The sequence below is a fragment of the Deltaproteobacteria bacterium genome, from assembly GCA_016219225.1.
Classification (GTDB): Bacteria; Desulfobacterota; RBG-13-43-22; order RBG-13-43-22; family RBG-13-43-22; genus RBG-13-43-22.
This window is the reverse complement of record JACRBX010000047.1, coordinates 25531-45342: the sequence shown is the minus strand read 5'-3', so window position 1 is coordinate 45342 and position 19812 is coordinate 25531. Positions and strand designations below refer to the sequence as shown.

At 50.0% G+C, this 19812-nt stretch carries 21 protein-coding genes; 13 read left to right on the top strand and 8 right to left on the bottom strand.

All coding sequences use genetic code 11. The features are described from left to right. Window positions 1–224: 224 nt before the first annotated feature. The 5 genes from HY879_03860 to HY879_03840 form a co-directional block, all read right to left on the bottom strand. A complete protein-coding gene (locus HY879_03860; protein ID MBI5602468.1) occupies window positions 225–938 on the bottom strand; it encodes an ABC transporter ATP-binding protein in 714 nt (237 codons plus the stop codon). Continuing rightward, on the bottom strand, window positions 931–1653 hold the full coding sequence (locus HY879_03855) for an ABC transporter ATP-binding protein (protein MBI5602467.1): 723 nt from the start codon (window positions 1651–1653) through the stop codon (window positions 931–933). Before HY879_03855 ends, HY879_03860 begins: the two co-directional genes overlap by 8 nt. Window positions 1654–1709: 56 nt before the next feature. Further along, window positions 1710–2660 (bottom strand): branched-chain amino acid ABC transporter permease, encoded by a 951-nt coding sequence (locus HY879_03850; protein ID MBI5602466.1) that lies wholly within the window; start codon window positions 2658–2660, stop codon window positions 1710–1712. Between the two features lie 14 nt (window positions 2661–2674). Next, window positions 2675–3568 carry a branched-chain amino acid ABC transporter permease gene (locus HY879_03845; protein ID MBI5602465.1) on the bottom strand — a complete coding sequence of 298 codons (894 nt, stop codon included), beginning with the start codon at window positions 3566–3568 and terminating at the stop codon, window positions 2675–2677. Between the two features lie 131 nt (window positions 3569–3699). Continuing rightward, complete coding sequence (locus HY879_03840) at window positions 3700–4905, bottom strand: ABC transporter substrate-binding protein (protein ID MBI5602464.1); 1206 nt, start codon at window positions 4903–4905, stop codon at window positions 3700–3702. Window positions 4906–5263: 358 nt separating this feature from the next. On the opposite strand from HY879_03840, the gene HY879_03835 reads away from it, so the two are divergent. From HY879_03835 to HY879_03820, 4 genes are all read left to right on the top strand, one after another. Next, entirely contained in the window at window positions 5264–5845 is a 582-nt protein-coding gene (locus HY879_03835; GenBank protein MBI5602463.1) for a TetR/AcrR family transcriptional regulator, read from the top strand. A 67-nt stretch (window positions 5846–5912) separates the two neighbouring features. Then, window positions 5913–6707 carry an electron transfer flavoprotein subunit beta/FixA family protein gene (locus HY879_03830; GenBank protein MBI5602462.1) on the top strand — a complete coding sequence of 265 codons (795 nt, stop codon included), beginning with the start codon at window positions 5913–5915 and terminating at the stop codon, window positions 6705–6707. 16 nt (window positions 6708–6723) lie between these two features. Further along, a complete protein-coding gene (locus tag HY879_03825; protein ID MBI5602461.1) occupies window positions 6724–7707 on the top strand; it encodes an electron transfer flavoprotein subunit alpha/FixB family protein in 984 nt (327 codons plus the stop codon). Between the two features lie 161 nt (window positions 7708–7868). Continuing rightward, window positions 7869–8639: an alpha/beta hydrolase gene (locus tag HY879_03820; GenBank protein MBI5602460.1), complete on the top strand. Its 771-nt coding sequence runs from the start codon at window positions 7869–7871 to the stop codon at window positions 8637–8639. Between the two features lie 153 nt (window positions 8640–8792). Here HY879_03820 and HY879_03815 read toward each other — a convergent pair whose 3' ends face one another. The 3 genes from HY879_03815 to HY879_03805 all read right to left on the bottom strand — a co-directional run bounded on the left by HY879_03815 (window position 8793) and on the right by HY879_03805 (window position 12038). Further along, window positions 8793–10460: a LysM peptidoglycan-binding domain-containing protein gene (locus HY879_03815; protein ID MBI5602459.1), complete on the bottom strand. Its 1668-nt coding sequence runs from the start codon at window positions 10458–10460 to the stop codon at window positions 8793–8795. A gap of 343 nt (window positions 10461–10803) precedes the next feature. Continuing rightward, window positions 10804–11118: a hypothetical protein gene (locus HY879_03810; protein MBI5602458.1), complete on the bottom strand. Its 315-nt coding sequence runs from the start codon at window positions 11116–11118 to the stop codon at window positions 10804–10806. Between the two features lie 227 nt (window positions 11119–11345). After that, complete coding sequence (locus tag HY879_03805) at window positions 11346–12038, bottom strand: GntR family transcriptional regulator (GenBank protein MBI5602457.1); 693 nt, start codon at window positions 12036–12038, stop codon at window positions 11346–11348. Between the two features lie 183 nt (window positions 12039–12221). Here HY879_03805 and HY879_03800 point away from each other — a divergent pair, with 183 nt between their 5' ends. The 9 genes from HY879_03800 to HY879_03760 all read left to right on the top strand — a co-directional run bounded on the left by HY879_03800 (window position 12222) and on the right by HY879_03760 (window position 19772). Beyond that, the gene (locus tag HY879_03800) at window positions 12222–12362 is read left to right on the top strand and encodes a hypothetical protein (protein MBI5602456.1); all 141 of its coding nucleotides are present in this window, start codon (window positions 12222–12224) and stop codon (window positions 12360–12362) included. Between the two features lie 125 nt (window positions 12363–12487). Beyond that, a complete protein-coding gene (locus HY879_03795) occupies window positions 12488–13792 on the top strand; it encodes an ABC transporter substrate-binding protein (protein MBI5602455.1) in 1305 nt (434 codons plus the stop codon). Window positions 13793–13952: 160 nt separating this feature from the next. Beyond that, window positions 13953–14867 carry a branched-chain amino acid ABC transporter permease gene (locus tag HY879_03790; GenBank protein MBI5602454.1) on the top strand — a complete coding sequence of 305 codons (915 nt, stop codon included), beginning with the start codon at window positions 13953–13955 and terminating at the stop codon, window positions 14865–14867. Continuing rightward, window positions 14855–15868: a branched-chain amino acid ABC transporter permease gene (locus tag HY879_03785; GenBank protein MBI5602453.1), complete on the top strand. Its 1014-nt coding sequence runs from the start codon at window positions 14855–14857 to the stop codon at window positions 15866–15868. Before HY879_03790 ends, HY879_03785 begins: the two co-directional genes overlap by 13 nt. Then, a complete protein-coding gene (locus HY879_03780) occupies window positions 15865–16614 on the top strand; it encodes an ABC transporter ATP-binding protein (GenBank protein ID MBI5602452.1) in 750 nt (249 codons plus the stop codon). The genes HY879_03785 and HY879_03780 overlap by 4 nt, the downstream gene beginning before the upstream one ends. A gap of 7 nt (window positions 16615–16621) precedes the next feature. Further along, window positions 16622–17326 carry an ABC transporter ATP-binding protein gene (locus HY879_03775; GenBank protein MBI5602451.1) on the top strand — a complete coding sequence of 235 codons (705 nt, stop codon included), beginning with the start codon at window positions 16622–16624 and terminating at the stop codon, window positions 17324–17326. A gap of 17 nt (window positions 17327–17343) precedes the next feature. Next, complete coding sequence (pxpB, locus tag HY879_03770) at window positions 17344–18018, top strand: 5-oxoprolinase subunit PxpB (protein MBI5602450.1); 675 nt, start codon at window positions 17344–17346, stop codon at window positions 18016–18018. Further along, window positions 18005–18934 carry a biotin-dependent carboxyltransferase family protein gene (locus tag HY879_03765; GenBank protein MBI5602449.1) on the top strand — a complete coding sequence of 310 codons (930 nt, stop codon included), beginning with the start codon at window positions 18005–18007 and terminating at the stop codon, window positions 18932–18934. Before pxpB ends, HY879_03765 begins: the two co-directional genes overlap by 14 nt. Before the next feature lie 52 nt (window positions 18935–18986). Further along, window positions 18987–19772 carry a putative hydro-lyase gene (locus HY879_03760; GenBank protein MBI5602448.1) on the top strand — a complete coding sequence of 262 codons (786 nt, stop codon included), beginning with the start codon at window positions 18987–18989 and terminating at the stop codon, window positions 19770–19772. Window positions 19773–19812: the final 40 nt, after the last annotated feature.

Here is a 19812-nt window from a genome sequence, read left to right as displayed (position 1 = left end):
TCGGCGAAACCCATTTTCATTGTTCGTGGCCTACAAAACAGGCATGGGGGCTTAGTACGAAAATATATTCCGATTTCGGATTTTAGATTTCGGATTTCGGAATTAAAAGGAAACTCTCCTTCGATATTCATGATTCGATATTCGATATTCGATATTCGCATTTTCATGTTTCGTGGTGTTCGTGCGGGCATGAGGGCTTACACCGTGATGTTTCTCAGGGGAGTCTATTTCCCCAGATACGCATGACGGACTTTTTCATCAGCCAGAAGTTCCTGGGCCGGGCCTTCCAGGGCTACGGTGCCGGTTTCCAGGACATAACCGTATCCGGCGATCTGTAAAGCAGCCCGGGCATTTTGCTCCACCAGCAGGATAGTCGTTCCTTGCTCATTCAGTCGCCGGATGACTTTAAAAATTTCGTGTACCACCAGAGGGGCCAGGCCCATGGAGGGTTCATCCAGAAGGAGGAGTTTTGGACGGGACATCAAGGCCCGGGCAATAGCCACCATCTGTTGTTCCCCTCCGCTCATGGTTCCAGCCAATTGCTTGGCCCGCTTCTTCAGAACGGGGAATAAATTAAACACCCAATCCAGTTTTTCTTCGATCTCGTTCTTGAATTTCCGATTATGATACAGATAGGCCCCCAGATGCAAATTGTCCAATACGGTCAAGTGGGCAAACAACTGACGGCCTTCCGGGACCTGGGAAATCCCCAGGGCAACAATTTTTACCGGGGAATGGTGGATGATATTAATATCCTGATAGCGTATCGTTCCGCTCCTGTTTTGAATCACCCCCGATATGGCTTTCAGTAATGTGGTTTTCCCGGCCCCATTGGCTCCGATGATGGTAACAATATCTCCGTCCCCCACTTTGATGGAGACGTTTTTTAAGGCTTGAATCGTTCCATAGAACGCATTAACCCCCTTCAGATCAAGCATATTCCATCTCTCCGCCCAAGTAAGCCTCAATCACTTTGGAATCGTTCTGAATAAATTCCGGCGGTCCTTCGGCAATCTTCTGGCCGTAATTAATCGCCACGATTTCGTCGGAAACCTTCATCACCAGACTCATATCATGTTCAACCAGCAGAATAGTTTTCCCGCTGTCCCGGATAGCATAAATCAGTTCCGACATCCTCTGGGTTTCCGATTCATTGAGTCCGGCAGCCGGTTCATCCAGCAGGATCAGGGTCGGTTCGGTGGCCAGGGCGCGAAGGACTTCCAGGGTTTTTTGTTCCCCTAAGGGAAGGCTGGTCGAGGGGAGGTGGGCTTTGGCAGAAAGCCCGGCCATCTCCAATAAGTTGAGGGAATTTTGAAGGATCTCGGTCTCCTGCTTTTTCATGCGGGGTAGACGAAGGCCGGAAGCCAGCAAGCCGCTGTTAAACCGACAGTGACAACCCACCATGATATTTTCCAGAACGGTCATGTTTCCAAACAGTTCAACGGTCTGAAACGTCCGGGAGATCCCCAACCCGGCAATCAGATAGGGCTTCTGGCCGGTAATATCTCCGCCCTGGAAAAAGATGCGCCCTTCGGAGACCGGATACACTCCGGTAATCAGGTTGAAAAGGGTGGTTTTCCCGGCCCCATTGGGACCGATGATCGATTTGATCTGCCCGGGACGGACCTCAAAAGACAAATCGACAATGGCCATCAAGCCACCAAAGGCCTTTTTTAAGCCTTCAATCCGTAAAAGAGGTTCTGCCAAGATCAGTTTTTCCCCCGCCTGAACAGTTTTCGGATTAAAACAGGAGTGCCTTCCAAGAACCCTTCCGGCATGAATAACAAGATGGCCAGAAGAATGGCCCCATAGACCAGGATGTCGTATTGTTCGAAGACCCTGAGATATTCCGGCAAAAAGGTTAAGAGGGCCGCTCCCAGGATAGAACCCCAGATATTTTGGATGCCCCCGATAACCCCCATCATAAGGAACAGGATGGAAGTCATGAGCCCGAAATTATTAGGTGCGATAAAATTAACAAAATGGGCATAGAGGCTGCCGGCGATGGAGGCATAAATAGCACTCAGAACAAAAACCTGGATTTTATACAGAGAAAGGTTGACCCCCATGGCATTGGCCGCAACTTCACTACCATGCATGGAACGCAGGGCCCGCCCCACTCGGGAATGGAGCAGGTTAAGAGAGAACCACAGGGCTAAAAGGACAATCCCCCAGACCAGATAATAGAAGCGGAAACTGGAGTTGAATTGAAAACCACCGATGTGGACCCCTGGAATATTGGAAAGCCCTGATGGCCCTCCGGTCAATTCCATCAGTTCATTAAAAAATATAAAGACAATTTCTCCTATCCCTAAGGTGGCCACGGCCAGATAATGGCCCTTCAACCGCAGGGCCGGTATGCCGATGATAATGGCCACTACAATCGAAAGAAAGATCCCTGACAAGAAGGCCAGGTAGATGGATAATCCGTATTTGGCTGCCAGAACCCCGGTGCAGTAGGCTCCGATACCATAAAAAGCGGCATGCCCTAAGGATATCTGGCCGGCATAGCCCATCAGGAGGCTAAGACCCATAACCACCAAACTATTGATACCCATAAAAACCAGAACACTCAGGTAATAATCCCCTCTGATAAATAAAGGGATCAGGATAACCAGAAAGGTGAGTCCGAGGAGTTTAAGGTAGTTTTGTTTGCCCATCCCTGTGCCAGCCCCTAAATTTTTTTAATCTTCCCGACTTCCGCACTGCCGAATATGCCACTGGGTTTGATAAAGAGGACCAGGATCAGGATAATTAAGGCAATGGCATCCTTGAAACCGGATGAGATAAACCCCGCCGAAAAGGATTCTATCACCCCGATGATAAACCCGGCAACTACAGCCCCTGTTCCCATACCCAGACCGCCCAGCACGGCCGCGCAAAACCCTTTTAGGGCCAGAAGAGGCCCCCGATCGTATTCCATGAGGGCAATGGGGGTGATGCTGGCTCCGGCTACCGCTCCCAAAGTAGCGCTCAGGGCAAAAGAAAGCAGGACCATCTTGGAGACATTGATCCCTACTAAACTGGCAGCCAGACGATTTCCTGAGCAGGCACTCATGGCCTTGCCGGTAATGGTTCGATTAAAAAAAAGATTCATCCCAATAACGGCCAGCAATGAAAGGCCCAGGACCCAGAAGATCTGAGGCAAAATAGCTGCGCCGGCCACAATCAGGGGCTGACCGGAAGAAAAGGGGGGAAGGCTGTAAGGGTCTTTCCCCCAGATAAACATGGCAATTCCCCGGAAAAAAATCGACACGGCCACGGTGATAATCAGCAGGGTCATTAACGGGGCATTTTTCAAAGGGTTGATAAAAAACCGCTCATAAAAAACCCCCACCAGGGTAATCAGGACCAGAGTGATGAGAAAGGAAAAAAACATGGGAATCTTCAGGGTAACGGTCAAAAAAACCATAACCAGACCCCCGAACATGACAAATTCTCCCTGGGCCAGATTGATGATGCCGGTGGCGTTATAGATGATGGTAAACCCCAACCCGACCATGGCATAGATGCTGCCAACGGTCAATCCAGTCACTAAATATTGAATAATCTGACTCTGGAGGTCCATTTTGCGCCTTCACTCTGAAACAATTAACAAAAGGGGGGCAAGTTCGGAGTTTAGAGTTCGGAGTATAAGGTTTATAGTATAGTCCGTCTACAAACTCCCAACTCCGAACTCCGAACCCTATGCTTATTCACTTATTTGGCAAATTCCCAATCGCCTTTGACCACTTGAATCATTTCAAAAGCGGTATGATCCAACCCGGTATGGTCCGTAGGAGACATGTTAAAGACCCCGCCGGTCCCAGGCCACTTTTTAATATGGTTTTCAATATAATCCCGGATCTTGGTTTTATCGGTCCCCACATTTTTAATCGTTTCAATCAGCATCATTAAGGCATCATAACCATGGCCTCCGAAGGTGGAAACCTCGGCCTTATACTTTTTTTCAAATTCCTGGGCATACTTGGAAAGAACCGTATATTGCGGATGATTTTTGGGCAGTTTATCCCAGACCACCAGTCGCCCCAAAGGAGAGATGACCCCTTCGGCCGCACCGCCGGCCAATTCGATATTTTTCTTGCTCCCAAAACCATGGCTTTGATACAAGGGAATCCCCATGGCCAGGGCCTTCCAGTTTTTGGTCACCACCACCTGGACCGGGCCGACAGACCAGTTGATGACCCCCTGGGCCCCGCTGGCTTTAACCCGCGTCAACTGGGCAGTCATGTCTGAATCCTTAGGTCCGTAGACTTCATCGGCGGTAAGGGTAATACCGAATTTGGGAGCCAACCGTTTAAGTTCCTTCCGTCCTGAATCACCAAAGGCTGCACTGACACTGATGATCCCGACTTTACTGATCCCTTTTTTCTTCAGGTAATTGTAAATCGCTTCGACGGCCTGGGTGTCGGTTTGAGGCGTCTTAAAAATCCAGGGACGTTGGGTTTTGGGAACCTCAAAAGCCGCCTTGGGGCTTTCAACGATCCGCTTATATTCATCGGCCGGTGTGACGATTTGCAAAGCTGCAGCCATGGAAATCATCGGGATCTGAGCCTTTTCGCAAATGGGGGCCATGGCCATGGATTCGCCGGTGGTGGAAGATCCGACCACTGCGACCACTTTTTCCCTTTCGATCAGCTTTTTAGTCGCCAGAACCGCCTGGCTCTCTTCGCTTTTGGAATCTTCGATGATAATTTCCACCGGAGTCCCTTTGATTCCCCCTTCTTTATTGATCCAATCCTGAATCAACAGGGCAGTGTTTTTTTCCGGTTCACCGAGGAAGGAGGCTGGACCGGTGATGGAGGCAATGAATCCGATTTTGATGGGTTCAGCCGCCATCAGGAGGCCGGCCAGGCTAAAGGTTAACAGGATGGCACCCAGAAAGATCCAATATAATTTTTTCATAACGTTTCTCCCCTTTCTCCTCAAAAAAGATTAAAGGCTTCATTTAAGTTTGTTAAGAAATGCTTTCCGTTTCCTGTTGTTATGAAGTTCTTCCCCCCCTCCCTTCTGTCTGGTTTTCGAAGACCTCCAAGGGATAATGACTTTTAAATAGCTATATTATTACCTGGTTATCCTGTCAAGAGATTTAATTAACGGAGATCCATCGAACCGGATTTTTAATCCCTGGTGCTGATATTGATAGACAACGCATCTTTTGTCAACCTTAATTCATCTCTTTGCTATCACATCAAAAATAAAAACTTGACACTCCAAAATACCTTGGTTATATAGTGAATGAGACATCATTCACAGAAGTCCTATGCGCGATCTCAATAAACGAGAAAAAATATTACGAGCAGCCGTCAGTGTATTTGCCCGGAAAGGCTTCTATCAATCCAAAGTTTCCGAGATTGCCGAAACCGCCAATGTGGCGGACGGGACCATTTATCTCTATTTTCACAATAAAGATGATATCTTGATCAGCCTTTTTGAAGAGGCCATGACCAGGATTATCGATGAAATGCGCTCTCAGATCGCCAAGGAAACGGATCCCCGGAAAAAAATTGAAAAATTTGCCAGGATCCATATGGGAATGGTTAAAAAGGATAGAGCGTTAGCTGAGGTTATTCAGGTGGAGACCCGGCAAAGCAGTAAATTTATGAAAGAATATGACAATCGCAAATTCGCCCAATATTTGGATTTAATTTCGGAGATCATTATTGAAGGACAATCCCAAAAAGTCTTCCGCCAGGACATTAATCCCGGGATCGCCAAACGGGCCTTTTTTGGCGCTCTGGATGAATTGTCCAGACTTTGGGTCCTGGCGCCTCAAAAAAAATATTCGATCCCCACGGCGGCCAAACAGATCAGTGACTTTTTCTTAAAAGGATTAACGGCCTGATTATTGTACAATCAAAAAAATACCGGCCCTTCCGATCGAACGGGGATGGGCGGAAAAGGAGGAAAAGGTGAATATATTAACCTGTATCAAACAAGTTCCGGATACCGAAACGCAAATTAAAATCGATTCCGGGGGAAAAGGGATTCAAACCGCTGACATTAAATGGGTGATGAACCCTTATGATGAATTTGGAGTGGAAGAAGCCCTGCGTATTAAGGAAAAAACAGGGGGTAAGGTGACTGTGATCGGCGTCGGGCCTCAACGGGTCGTAGAATCCTTGCGTACGGCCCTGGCCATGGGGGCCGATGAGGCTATTCACGTCGATGATCCGGCAGCCGATGGAGGGGATGCCCTGGCCATGGCCCGGGTCCTGGCCGCGGCGGTAAAGGGAGTGCCCTTTGATCTTATTTTCTGCGGCCAGCGCGCTGTGGATGACGACAATGCCCAAGTGGGCGCCGCCTTGTCGGAACAGTTACAGATCCCTTTATTGTCGGTTATTACCAAGGTGGAAATTTCAGAGGACAAGACCAAAGTTAAGGTTCATCGTCCGGTGGAAGGGGCCACCTGGGTCCTTGAAACCTCCTTGCCGGCTCTTATTACTACCCAAAAAGGCTTGAACGAACCTCGTTATGCTTCTTTGCCAGGGATCATGAAGGCCAAGAAAAAACCCCTGACGGCCAAGAAGCTCGGTGACTTAGGCCTTTCTCCGGACCAGGTCGGGGAAGCGGGCTCCAAGTTAAAGATCAGATCCTTAACCCCGCCTCCCGAACGCCAACCCGGTAAAATCGTCGAAGGAGAAACGATTCAAGAGAAAGGATTGTTACTGGTCAAGTTATTACGAGAAGAAGCCAAAATTATTTAGTGAAGGAGAAGAGGTTATGGCAAAAGGAATATGGATTATTGCGGAACAAAGAGGGGGAACCCTGCGCAAGATATCGTTTGAATTGGTTAGTGAAGGAAGGCGTTTGGCCGATCAATCGGGACAGCCCCTGGCGGCAATCGTTATAGGCCATCAAATCGGCGAGGAAGCCAAAAAATTAGCCGCCTATGGAGCGGAGACTATTTATATTGCCGATGCCCCTGAACTGGCGGCCTATACCCCGGAAGCCTATACGGCGGTCCTGGCCGAACTCATCAAGGCCAACGAACCGGATATCGTTTTAGGGGGGGCCAGTCAACAAGGCAAGGAGTTGGCGGCCAAGTTAGCGGCCAGACTTTCAACCGGTTTGGCCATGGACTGCGTCGGCCTCCGTTTGGAAGACGGATTATTGGTCGCCAAACGGCCCATGTACGCCGGTAAAATCTATGCCGAGGTGGTTTGTGAGACCGCCAGGCCCCAGATGGTAACAGCCCGCCCGAATGTCTTTGCCATTCTTGAGCCCGATACCAACCGCACCGCTGAGACTGTTCCGGTTCCGGTCTCTCTTAAGCCGGAAGATCTGCGGACCACCCTGGTGGAAGAGCTTGCCGATCAAAGCGGCAAAGTAGATCTTACCGAGGCCACTTGTATCGTTTCCGGCGGCCGCGGCATGAAGGGTTCCGAGAACTTCATCATTCTGGAAAAACTGGCTGCGATCATCGGGGCCAGTGTCGGCGCCTCCCGTTCAGCCGTAGATGCCGGCTGGCGTCCCCACACCGATCAAGTGGGACAAACGGGCAAGGTCGTCAATCCCAATCTTTATATCGCCTGCGGTATTTCTGGGGCGATTCAGCATCTGGCCGGTATGGGATCATCCAAGGTTATCGTGGCCGTCAACAAAGACGCGGACGCCCCGATTTTCCAGAAGGCCGATTATGGGATCGTCGGCGATCTTTTTGAGGTGGTTCCGGTTCTCGAAGAAGAATTTAAAAAGATCATGTAAAAAGACAAACTTTTTTTCAGACAGGACAAACAGGATTTAAGGTCAACAAGTTATCCGGTCCATCCTGTAAATCCTGTCTGAAAAAACTTCCTCAAAATTTCCATACCATGCAACGTTACGGTCTGCCGGCTGATGTAGGTTTCCGGACAGGCGACTCCGGCTTGCTCCCTAAGAGACCCACCCTGGTCCTGATTCACGGGGCCGGCGGAAGTTCCCAGTCTTTTCTGCCGCAACTGAGGGGCTTGGATCGTTTTTTAAACATACTGACCCTGGAACTCCCCGGTCATGGAAATACTACGGGTCCGGGGAGGACCTCCATTTCCTCTTACGCCCAATGGGTTCACGAAACCCTGACGGGGCCTTTCTTCGACACCTTTTTCCTCGGCGGTCATTCTATGGGCGGGGCTATCGCTCTGGAGATTGGCCTGCGATTTCAGGAGAAAATCCAAGGTTTGATTTTGATTGCCACCGGGGCCACTTTGGGAGTTTCTCCCAAGATAGTATCCGGATTAAAGAAACAGCCGGACGAAACCCTGGCCAAGATCATTCAAGGGAGCTTTGCCCAGGGGACTCCCCCCCAGCTTATCAGGCAATCCATCCAGTTAATGGAGCAAACCCCGATCCCCGTTATTCAGGGAGATTTTCAGGCCTGTGATCATTTCGATCGACAGGAAGAAGTCTCAACTATCAAAATCCCAACGCTGATCCTGGTCGGAGATCAAGATGTCATGACTCCACCGGCCTCTTCTCACTTTCTTCAAAAAAAGATAGCTTCCTCCCGGCTCATCCTGATTCCCGGAGCAGGACACCTGGTGATGTTGGAAAAACACAAAGAGGTCAATCAGGCTGTTCGGGATTTCGTCCTGTTAAATTTCAGGATGCAAGATGCAAGTTTCAAGTGGAGAATACCTCAAAAGGGCTATGGGCAATAGGCTATGGGCTATGGGCGAAGAAAAACTTGAAATCGTTTAACCTACAGCTCCTGGTCTATAGCCCTTTTTTAATATATTTTCCTGATTCGTTCCCCCCCAGGCAAAGGCCTGGGGATTTAGAATGAAAGAATGAAAGGGGCTTGGGAAGGGGGATTAAATATTTTCGGCCGGGAGTTTAAGGGATTTGAGACTCAGTTTATCTCCGGGTTTAATCAGACCTTTCGAGGAAAGCCTGTTCCAGGCCCGGATTTGATCAGGGGTCGTATTAAATTTTTCGGCGATTTCCGACAGGTTGTCTCCTTTTTTAACCGTATAAGTCACAAGTTTAATGCCACTCTTCCCTTCGGCTTTGAATTTTTTCTGATTTAACTTGCCGGGTTTCCCGTTTTCTTTCTTTCCTTCTCGATCGGAATTACCCTTGGGAACAAACAAGGTCAAGGTGCTTCCTGCCTGGACTTTTTTGCCTCCTTTAGGATTCCATTTTTTAATCATAGCAATCTTAACATCAAATTTTTCGGCAATAGAAGAAAGGGAATCTCCCTTTTTAACCTTGTATTGGATGCGACGAATCTGGTCCTCTTTTTCATTTTCATTATGGGCAACGAAAGAAACCTTTTTCCCCCTGGAGGTTCGGGATGCCCGAAGGGATGCGGTTTTATCGAACTGGTTTTCACGGTCGATTAAATCAACATCAGGTGCAGATCCGGAAGACCCCCCTTTTTGGGGAATTAATAACACCAGGCCGGCATTAAGCTGGCCTTTGCCCTTAATCCGGTTAACCCGGGCGATCAGGCTGGCTTTGACCCCGTATCTCCTGGCAATGGAAGCCAGGCGCTCCCCTTTCCTGACCCGGTGTTCAGCATAGGTAACCACCGGTTTTGGTTTTACTAACTGGGCATAATTTTCCAGGAGTTTTTCTTTGGTTCCATTGGGAATACGAAGGGCATAGCTGGAAACTCCCGGTGGCGTAATCCATCGCTTTAATTCCGGGTTCAAATCGACAATGGTCTCCAGGTCCACCCCGCAGGCGGTGGCGACATCTTTTAATTCCACATTTCCCGGAACGGTGGCTTCTTCAAAGGAAAGAGGCGGGAAGTAGGGAATATTATCAAATCCGTACTTTTCGGGTTCTTTGGCAATCAGGGCGGCCGCAATCATCTTGGGAACATATTGTTTGGTTTCTTCTTTTATATAATGACAATGGTCGGCCGTGATTTCCCAGAAATTCTGGGCGTTATAAAGGGCCAGGGCCCTGGAAATCTTTCCTTCACCGGCATTATAGCCGGCGGCCGCCAGATACCAGGAACCAAAGCGATTAAAAAGATCGGACAGATGCTTGGCTGCTGCCCTAGTGGATTTAATGGGGTCTTTCCGTTCATCCACCCAGGAATTGACTCGAAGGCCGTATCGCTCTCCGGTCTCCCGGATGAATTGCCAAGGCCCTACGGCATGGGCCCTGGAATAGGCCTTGGTGCTGAAGCCGCTTTCGATCATGGCCAGATAGACTAAATCCTCCGGCAAGGCGTGTTCGTTTAAAATCTTTTTCATCATCGGTATATAACGGCTGGACCGGGCCATCCAAAGGGAAAAACGGTTACGGAGTCTGGTCTGGAAATAGTCGATAAAGTATTCCACCTGGTCATTAATCACAATAGGAAAATCGAAAGAGGCCTTTATTTTGGGTTCTCTTCCCTTTTCGAGTTCTTTTAATTCTAAAATAACCTTTTCTTTGATTTCTTCATGAGAAGGTTTGATGATTGGAGGAAGATCATTGGCCACAACATCAAGAGCCTCTTCATCCACCAGGACCGGAGGGATCAATTCAAAAGTTTCTGAAGGTGACGATGAAAGGTTGGGATTTTTGGCTGTTGGTGTGGGTATTAATTCAGGAACGGGAGGGGATTTGAAAGCTGTGGGGTTGGGAGGCGCCAACGCATACGAATTTGAAGGAACAGCAATCAGACATATTATAAACAGCCAACATACCTTCAACCAATCAATTCCACTCATTCCCCACCCTTTCTTTTCTATACTGGTGTACGCGGCCTTAGAGTACTCGGCTGCCCATGCGCTACTCTGATTTATAAGGGGATGACCACACTTACCTTGATTAGGTATCATATCTTTTCAATAAATGCAACCCAAAAAATTTATGGAAACAAAATTAAAATTTAACGCCTGTAATGAGATTTTCTTTTTTTAAGGCATCAAAGTTCTGAAGGTCTTTTATGGCCTGGCCTATTTTGTTGATATGGACTGAAAAGTCCTCTCCGGCCTGCCCCATTCCCGGCAGGGAACCAATTTTTTGGGCCAGGGCTTCCCCCCGGGCTAACAGGGAATTGACCTTATCATAAGGGACTTCTAAACCCTTTTGCAGCCGCTCGGAAGTCTCTCGAAGCTGGTTCAAGACTTCCAAAATCTCATCCTTGACTTCCAATAAGTTCTGCATTTCATCTTCTGGGGCTTCATTTTGGGCCATCGGCTATTCTCCTCTAAATTGGGCGAATGTATTTGTTTTGTATGGCAATGTCTAGGGATTTTCAATCCCTCGGCTGTTATCAAAAACGGCAGGGAAGGACTTCCACTTGTTTGAATTAAAATTCTCTTCGGAAGACTCAATTTTTTCGTTGATTATTTTGGATAGGGGATTTGGATAGGGGATGAAACTCTTTGACTTCCTAGGGGTTCAGGCCTGATCCGGCTCACTCAGAGTTTCGAACTGGTCAGGTAAAAAATGACGCGCCGCTGGAAGGCTTTGTTATGTTCCTCAACGGTCTTTTGCAACAAATCCTGGTCCTTTTTTATCAAACAATCCATCATTTGCAAATGATCCTGATCGACGGATTTGTAGTGCTGACGGATATCATCTGTAATATCCATTCTGCTGCCGAACGAGAGATAGGACAATCGGTTGACCTCGTTACGGACATCTTTTAAAGCCCGAATCAGGTATTCATTGGCCGAGCATTGCGCGAAGTGCATGTGAAAACTATGGTTGGACAAGACCATCTCCAGGACGTCGTTAGTCTCAATAGCTTTCTCAAAACGCTTCTGAGATTCTTCCATCATGGGCAGATACTTGGATGGATCTTGACGTATGGCTAAAGAAACTACTCCCATCTCCATGATATGCATAGCCTCAAACATGGCTTTGACGTTCTGAACCGTTAAGGGCCTGACAATAAACCCTTTGCTCGGCTGGGTCTCGACTAAAAACTCTGAAGCTAACCGCAGTAAGGCCTCCCGGATAGGGGTGCGTCCGATCCCTAATTGGTGGACCAATTGTTTCTCGTCCAGATGCTGCCCCGGCTCCAGATCGAGAGTAATGATTTTCTTATGAATAAGATGGTAGGCTTGAATGCCCATGGGAATCTTGGGCGCTTTTTCAATTTTAGCCATAGAAAGTTGCCTCTTGAAGGGTATTCATTTAATAACAAGTTGTTTTTATATAACAAATTATTAGTTTGGTCAAGTGTATCGCCACCCATTTCCAATGTCAAATAATAAATTAATAAAAATATTTACAAAATATTTTTTTAATATATTTATTTTATTGACATAATAATATTTACAAGATATTTTTTGCATAGAAAAGCCCCCCACTTAGTGCTCCATAAGGGCTTGAACACGGTCCAATCCCAATCCTACGGCCCGGAGGCCAGAGGCGGCGACACACCGGCGGATGTCATCATTCCCGACAGGGATCTGTTTGATTTTATTTAATAGAAGAATCCCCAAAATAGTGTTAAAAAAAACAGAAAAATAAACTCATCAGAAACAAGGGAGTGAAGCAGGGCAAGAATATTCATTGAATAGTGTACTAAACCCAAAAAGACGAGGAGGAACTTATGAAAAAGCAATGGGGAATTTCGGGGATGTTGGTCTTAGTTGCTTTGGTTATGGGAATGGGAACGGCCTTGGCCGCCAATACGGTCAAGATAGGGGTTATCTATCCCCTGACCGGCGGGGCCGCAGCCGAAGGGCGGGAGCTCCGGGCCGGGGCCGAGCTGGCCCAAGAAATAGCCAATAATGTTTATCCCAACATGGCCATGACCATGGCCAAAAATTCAGGAATCAAAAGACTGGATGGGGCCAAGATCGAATTGATCTTCAAAGATCATGAAGGCAACCCGACCTTGGGGGCCGACTTGGCCAAGAAGTTGATTTTGGATGATAAGGTCGTGGGTATCATGGGTTGCTATCACAGTGCTGTAACCAAAACGGTCAGCGCCGTCTGTGAACAATACGGTACCCCCATGATCAACGATTCCTCCACCTCCCCGGATTTGACCGATCGGGGGTTCAAATGGTTCTGGCGGACCACCCCCCATGATGTGACCTTTACCAAAGACCTCTTCGAATTTTTAAAAGGCCTGACCGAAGGCAAAGCCAAGGGAGTAAAGGCCGTTCCCAAGGCGGAGATCGCCAATTTGGCCTCGGCTTGTGAAAAAACCGAGTGGGGGTCAAGTGTTTCTAAATTGATCGAAACTTTTTCCAAAGAATACGGCTTTACCGTTAAAAAGTCCATACTCTATGCCGGCAAATCCGTGGATCTTTCCAGTGAAGTGGGCTCGCTGAAGGCCGTTAAACCCGACGCCATGCTCTTTGCCTCTTATGCCTCGGACGCCATCTTAATGATGAAGACCCTCAAGGCCCAAAAGGCTCAACCCAAGATCGTTTGGGGACAGGATGCCGGATTTGAGGCTCCGGAATTCAAAAACACCCTTGGCGATGACATTGTCGGGGTCCTGACCCGGACGGTTTTTTTACCCAAAGTGGCCACGGTCAAAAAGGTGGCCGGACAGGTTAATGAATTTTATAAGAAAAAAACCGGCCATGATTTAAGCGGGGCCTCGGCCAGGGCCTTTACCGGTGTTCAGACCTGGGTGGAGGTTCTGGAAAAGGCCGGATCGACCAAACCGGCCGATATTCAGAAGGGGGCCAACACGATCCATATCCCCGGCAATCAACTCATTGTCCCCTGGGCCGGGATCAAATTCAATACCAGTGGGCCGGATCTGGGTCAGAATGCCTTGGGGTCCGGTATGATCGGCCAGTATCAGAAAGACAAGGATGGAAATATCACCCTGGAAATCGCCTATCCTTTTGACGTGGCCAGCGCGAACCTGATTTTTCCTTTTAAGGGTTTTTAACCCGATAGAAAGTTCGGAGTTAAGAGTTCGGAGTTCGGTTCGAAAACCTATGAATAGTCCTCAACCTTTGTAGGGGTGGGTTTTAAACCCGCCCCGGCCCTCGGTTTTCCTTGAACCTTGAACCCTGCGCCTTGGGCCTTTTCTTAAGAGAACACGGTTAATGGAAATCTTACTGAGCGCCATCGTATCCGGTTTGTTATTGGGGATGGTATTAGCCATCGTGGCCTTGGGACTGACCATTATCTTCGGTGTGATGGATATGGTCAATTTCGCCCACGGCGAATATCTGATGATCGGCATGTATGCCGGTCTATTGATTGCCCAGGTCACGGGTCTGGACCCTTTATTCAGCATCCCGGCCGCCGCTTTGTTCGGCTTTCTTTTAGGGCTCCTCTGTTATTACGGCCTGGCCAAATATCTGTTGCGGGGGCCCATGGTGGCTCAGCTCCTGGGCACCTTCGGGCTCATGCTTTTTTTGAGAAACCTGGCCTTGCTGCTCATGGGCTCCGAAGACCGGGCCGTCAATAAAGGGATCCTGGTGGGCAAGAGTTTTGAAATCGGCATGGGCGTGGTCCTTCCGGCCACCAAGTTGGCTGCGGCTTTTTTATCCGTAGCCGCCTTTTTAGCCATCTGGCTGCTCATGAACCGCTCCAAAATAGGCAGGGCCCTGACGGCTACGGCCTTGAACGCCGAAGGGGCCCGCTATATGGGCATCCGGACCGAAAGGATGAATGCCCTGGCCTGGGGTTTGGGCGGAGCCACGGCCACCATCGCCGGGGCCTTGCTGGTCAACTTCTGGTCGGTCAATCCCTTTGCGGGCCTTTTATTTACCATGATCGCCTTTACCATCGTGGCATTAGGGGGCTTCGGGAGCGTTCCCGGGGCCTTTTTGGCCGGTCTGGTGGTGGGCATCATTACCGAATTCCCGGGGATCTGGGATTTTTTTACCTATACGTTTCATATTAAGTGGATGGAGCAGGTCCCCATGACCTCTTTTAAATATACCCTGGTTTATTTGGTCTACTTCCTAATCATGGTCTTGCGGCCCCGAGGTCTGTTCGGATGGAAGCAATAAAAAACGCCCTGGATTTTTCGGATTTCACCCGGTTTGATCGGACCATAGCCGCTCTGGTAGGCCTTTTCCTGATCAGCTTCCCTCTGTTTTCCCACTCCAATTTTGCCCTGGCCACCCTGATCCAGTTTTTGATGTTCAGTGTCTACGGCATGGGCTGGAACACCATCGGCGGCTATGGGGGTCAGGTCGATCTGGGCAAGGCCCAGTACGTCGGCATCGGGGCCTATACCACGGCCGTGCTTTTGATCCGCTGGGATATCCCCTTTTGGTTTTCCATGCCGCTGGGTATGGCCCTGGCCGTGGGCTGGTCCTTTATCCTCGGCTACCCGCTGTTCCGTCTAAAGGGGCATTATTTTGCCATCGCCACCATCGCCACTTCCCTGGTGCTCAAGGATATTTTTGAGGTCTGGAATTTTGTCGGGGCCGCCCGGGGCCTGGAAATATCGCCCATCAAATATGCACCACCCGATTTTTTCCGTCTCATCTTCAAGGAGGACGTCTATTACTATTACCTGATCCTGGGGTTCTTTTTTATCGGCCTTTTTTATATGAACTGGTTTCGCAAGTCCAGGCTGGGGTTCCAGCTCCGCTCCATCAAAGACAATGAAGAAGTGGCCCGCTCCTTGGGCATCGACGTCCACTGGGCCAAAATCAAGACCTATGCCGTGGCCACGGCCTTTGTCAGCGCGGTCGGCTCTTTTCATGCCTGTTACATCAAAAACATCGAACCGGAAGATACCATGAGTTTGGACATCTCGGTTTTGATCGCCTTAATGGCCATGCTCGGCGGGGCCGGTTCCCTCTGGGGCCCGATCATCGGTGCGGCCATCCTTATCCCTTTGAAGAGCTATCTCAAAGAATGGTTGGGGGCCTCGGCCGGCCTGGTCGGGATAGACCTGATCATTTACAGCGCCATCATCATGGCCGTGGCCGCCTTTGAGCCCCGGGGAATCTGGGGGATCGTGGAAAAGGTCCGGCTTAAGAGGAGAAAATACCCATGAGCCTCCTCAAGGTCCAGGAAGTTTCCAAATATTTTGGGGGGCTGGTGGCCAACCAGCAAATCTCTTTCGATGTGGAAGAAGGGGAAATTGTGGGACTCATCGGTCCCAATGGGGCCGGTAAGACCACCCTTTTTAACTGTATCGCCGGGTATTACCCGGTAACCTCCGGACGGGTTTTTTTCCATGGCCGGGACATCACCTTCCTGAAAGATTTTGAGATCTCCCGAATGGGTTTGGCCCGGACCTTTCAGGTCTATGCCGCTTCCGGTGACCTCAATGTCCTGGAAAATATCATGATCGGGGCTTTTTTAAAAACCCCTTCCAGAAAAAAGGCCCAGGAGCGGTCCCATGAAGTGATGGACTTTATGGGCCTGAGGGCTCAGGAGAAAAACCGGATGACCGAAATCCCGGTGGCCGCCCAAAAAAGGGTCACCCTGGCCACGGCCTTGGCCACAGGGCCGAAAATGATCCTTTTGGATGAGGTGGCCGCCGGTCTGAACCCTTCGGAGATCGAGGAGCTGATCGCCCTTCTTTTACGAATTAATCAGGAAATGAAGATCACCCTCCTTTTGACCGAGCACGTCATGGAACTGGTGATGCGCTTAAGCAAAAAAGTGGTGGTCTTGGAAAGCGGTAAAAAGATCGCAGAAGGTGAACCCCGGAAGGTAATCCAGGATGAGGAAGTGATCAGGGCCTATCTGGGAGAGAGTTTTTTAAAACATCGGCAGGAAAAGGATAAGGCATAACTTGGGCATGTTGGACATAAAGCGCATCGAAGTCCGTTACACCGGGCTCCCGGTCATCCAGGACATCTCCCTCCGCGTGGATCAGGGGGAGCTGGTCTCTGTGGTCGGCGGGAACGGGGCCGGGAAGACCACCCTTTTCAAGGCCGTCATGGGGGTTCTGCGTCCGACCCAAGGTCAGATGACGTTTAACGGGATCGGCCTGATAGGGTTAAAGACCGCTGAAATCGTCCGCAAAGGCATCGTCTGCATACCGGAGGATCGAAAATTATTCCGGCCCCTTTCGGTGGAGGAAAATCTTTTTCTGGGAGCCTATGTCCTCAAGGACAAGGTGCGCATCGATGAGCTTTTAAGTCGGGTCTATACCCTTTTCCCCCGCTTGGGAGAGAGACGCCTTCAGGCCGCAGCCACCCTTTCCGGGGGAGAACAACAGATGCTAGCCATCGGCCGGGGTCTCATGTCCGATCCCAAGCTATTGCTCCTGGATGAACCCTCCCTGGGCTTGGCCCCCATCCTGGTGGATGAAGTCTTTCGGGTCATCGATCAACTAAAAAGTCAGGGCATGACCATCCTACTGGTGGAACAAAATGTGCGCGAGGCCCTGGAAATTTGTGATCACGGCTATATCCTGCAAACGGGTCGAACGATCCTGGAAGGCCCGGGAGAAGAACTTCTGAAAAGCGATGCCGTCCAAAAGGCCTTTCTGGGCCTCTAAATTAAAAGGCTTTCTCCATGGGTCATCCCAAAATCCTTCCCTGCGGCGATTCAGCCGTAGCCGTCGAATTCGGATCCGTCATCGATCCGTTGATAAACCGTGAGGTCTATGCTTTATTTAATAAGCTGAAGGCTGAGCCGCCATTAGGACTCATCGATTTAATCCCCACCTATCGCTCCCTCCTGGTCCAATACGATCCAACCGTGTTATCCTTTAAAGACCTTCAAAAAATCGTCTTCTCCTTTAGCGAATTATCGGGAGGCGCTGCCGAAACCGTGGGCCGTCTGGTCGAGATCCCGGTTTGTTATGGGAACGCCTATGGGCCGGATCTTAAGGTGGTGGCTGACTACCTTCATTTAACCGAAGAGGAGATTATTGAAATCCATTCGAAGGCCGTTTATCAGGTTTACATGATCGGGTTTACCCCGGGCTTTCCTTACCTGGGGGGATTGGACCCCCGGTTGTTTGCGCCTCGGAAAAAAGTTCCCAGGGAATTAGTCCCGGCCGGCACGGTTGGTATTGCCGACCAACAGACCGGGATCTATCCCATCGACAGTCCCGGGGGCTGGCAGTTGATCGGACGGACCCCGATCAAGCTTTTTGACCTGGACCGGGAAGAGGTCTTTTATCTGAAGCCCGGGGACCGGGTGAAATTTAACCCCATAAGTGAAGAAGAATTTGAACACCATTAGGATCATACGTCCCGGACCGCTGACTACGGTCCAGGATCAGGGCCGTTATGGTTTCCAGGACCGGGGCGTGCCCGTATCCGGGGCCATGGATCAGACCGCCTATCGTCTCGGCAACCTTTTGGCCGGCAATTCGGGAAAGGACGCCTCTCTGGAGATCACCTTGGGCGGATTCACCGCCGTGTTTTTAAGGGACACCTGGTTTGCCGTAACCGGTGCCGAGCAGGAAGCCCGCCTGAACAACAAAATCATACCTACCTGGACCGCTCATCAGGCGGCCAAGGGGGATGTCCTTTCTTTGGTCTTTGGGCGAAAAGGCGCCCGTTGGTACTTAGCCGTGGCCGGAGGGTTTGAGGTTCCCTTGGTCATGGGAAGCCGGTCCACTTATCTGCGCGGCGGGTTCGGAGGATTGGCTGGACGGGCTTTACGCAAAGGAGATGTCCTGGAATCAGGCCCACCGATCCGTCCGGGAATTTTTTCATCCTTGCCGGCGGAATTTATTCCCATCTATAGTCGTGAACCCATCCTGCGGGTGGTCCTGGGCCCCCAGGACGATGCGATTACCGCAGAAGGGCTGGCCACCTTCTTAACGGCTGATTATAGCGTCACCCAACGGAGCGACCGGATGGGCTGTCTTTTGGCCGGCCCCCCCATAAGGCACAAAACCGGGCCGGACATCCTCTCCGACGCCATGGCCTTCGGTTCCATCCAGATTCCCGGAAGCGGCCAACCGATCATCCTCATGGCCGACCGTCAGACCATCGGGGGGTATGTCAAGATTGCCACCGTGGCTACCGTTGATCTGCCCCTCATCGCCCAAGCCTTCCCTGGTTATCGGGTTCAATTTAAGGCCATCGGAATAGAGGAAGCCCAGGAGCTTTACATCAAAAAAGAAAAGCAGATTGCTCTATGGTTTTAAAGAGGATAAATCCTCAGATATAGAGCGTTAGAATCTAATAAAAGGAGTTGTCATGAAAAAGATCGATTTCCCATGTCAGATCAGACAAAAAATCCGGAAGGGCCTTTGGGCCAAACCTACCAGCGGTTTGGCTCCGGGCTATGCCCAGGCCAATTTGGTCATCCTGGATCGGAACTATGCCTTTGACTTCCTCCTTTTCTGCCAAAGAAACTCCAAGCCCTGTCCTGTCCTGGAGGTCATCGAACCGGGTCAGATTGAACCCCGAAGGACCGCTCCGGGAGCGGACCTAATGACCGATCTTCCCTTGTACCGGATTTGGGAAAGGGGGAAGCTGAAAGAGGAGGTTCGGGAAATTTCTTCTTTTTTTAATCCCGGCCTGGTTTCCTTCTTAATGGGTTGCAGCTTTTCTTTTGAAGAGGCCCTGATTGGGGCGGGCATTCCCATCCGAAACATCGACGAAAACAAAAACGTCTCCATGTATATCACCAACCGGAAATGCGATCCGGCCGGGCCTTTTTCCGCTCCCTTGGTGGTCTCCATGAGGCCCATCCAGGAGGAGCTGGTCCCCCGGGCCGTACAGGTCACCGCCCGTTATGCCTTGGTGCACGGTGCGCCTGTTCATATAGGGAATGAAAAAAAGTTGGGGATAAAAGATCTTGGAAAACCGGATTTCGGGGACCCGGTGACCATCCAAAAAGGGGAGACGCCGGTCTTCTGGGCCTGCGGGGTCACTTCCGCCCTGGCGGCCTTATCGGCCAAGTCGGAGGTTTGTATCACCCATGCCCCAGGACACATGTTCATCACCGATATCAAGAATGAAACCCTGGCCGTAACGTGAATAAAGGGATCCGGGAAAAGGTCAGACTCGATTCCGTTAG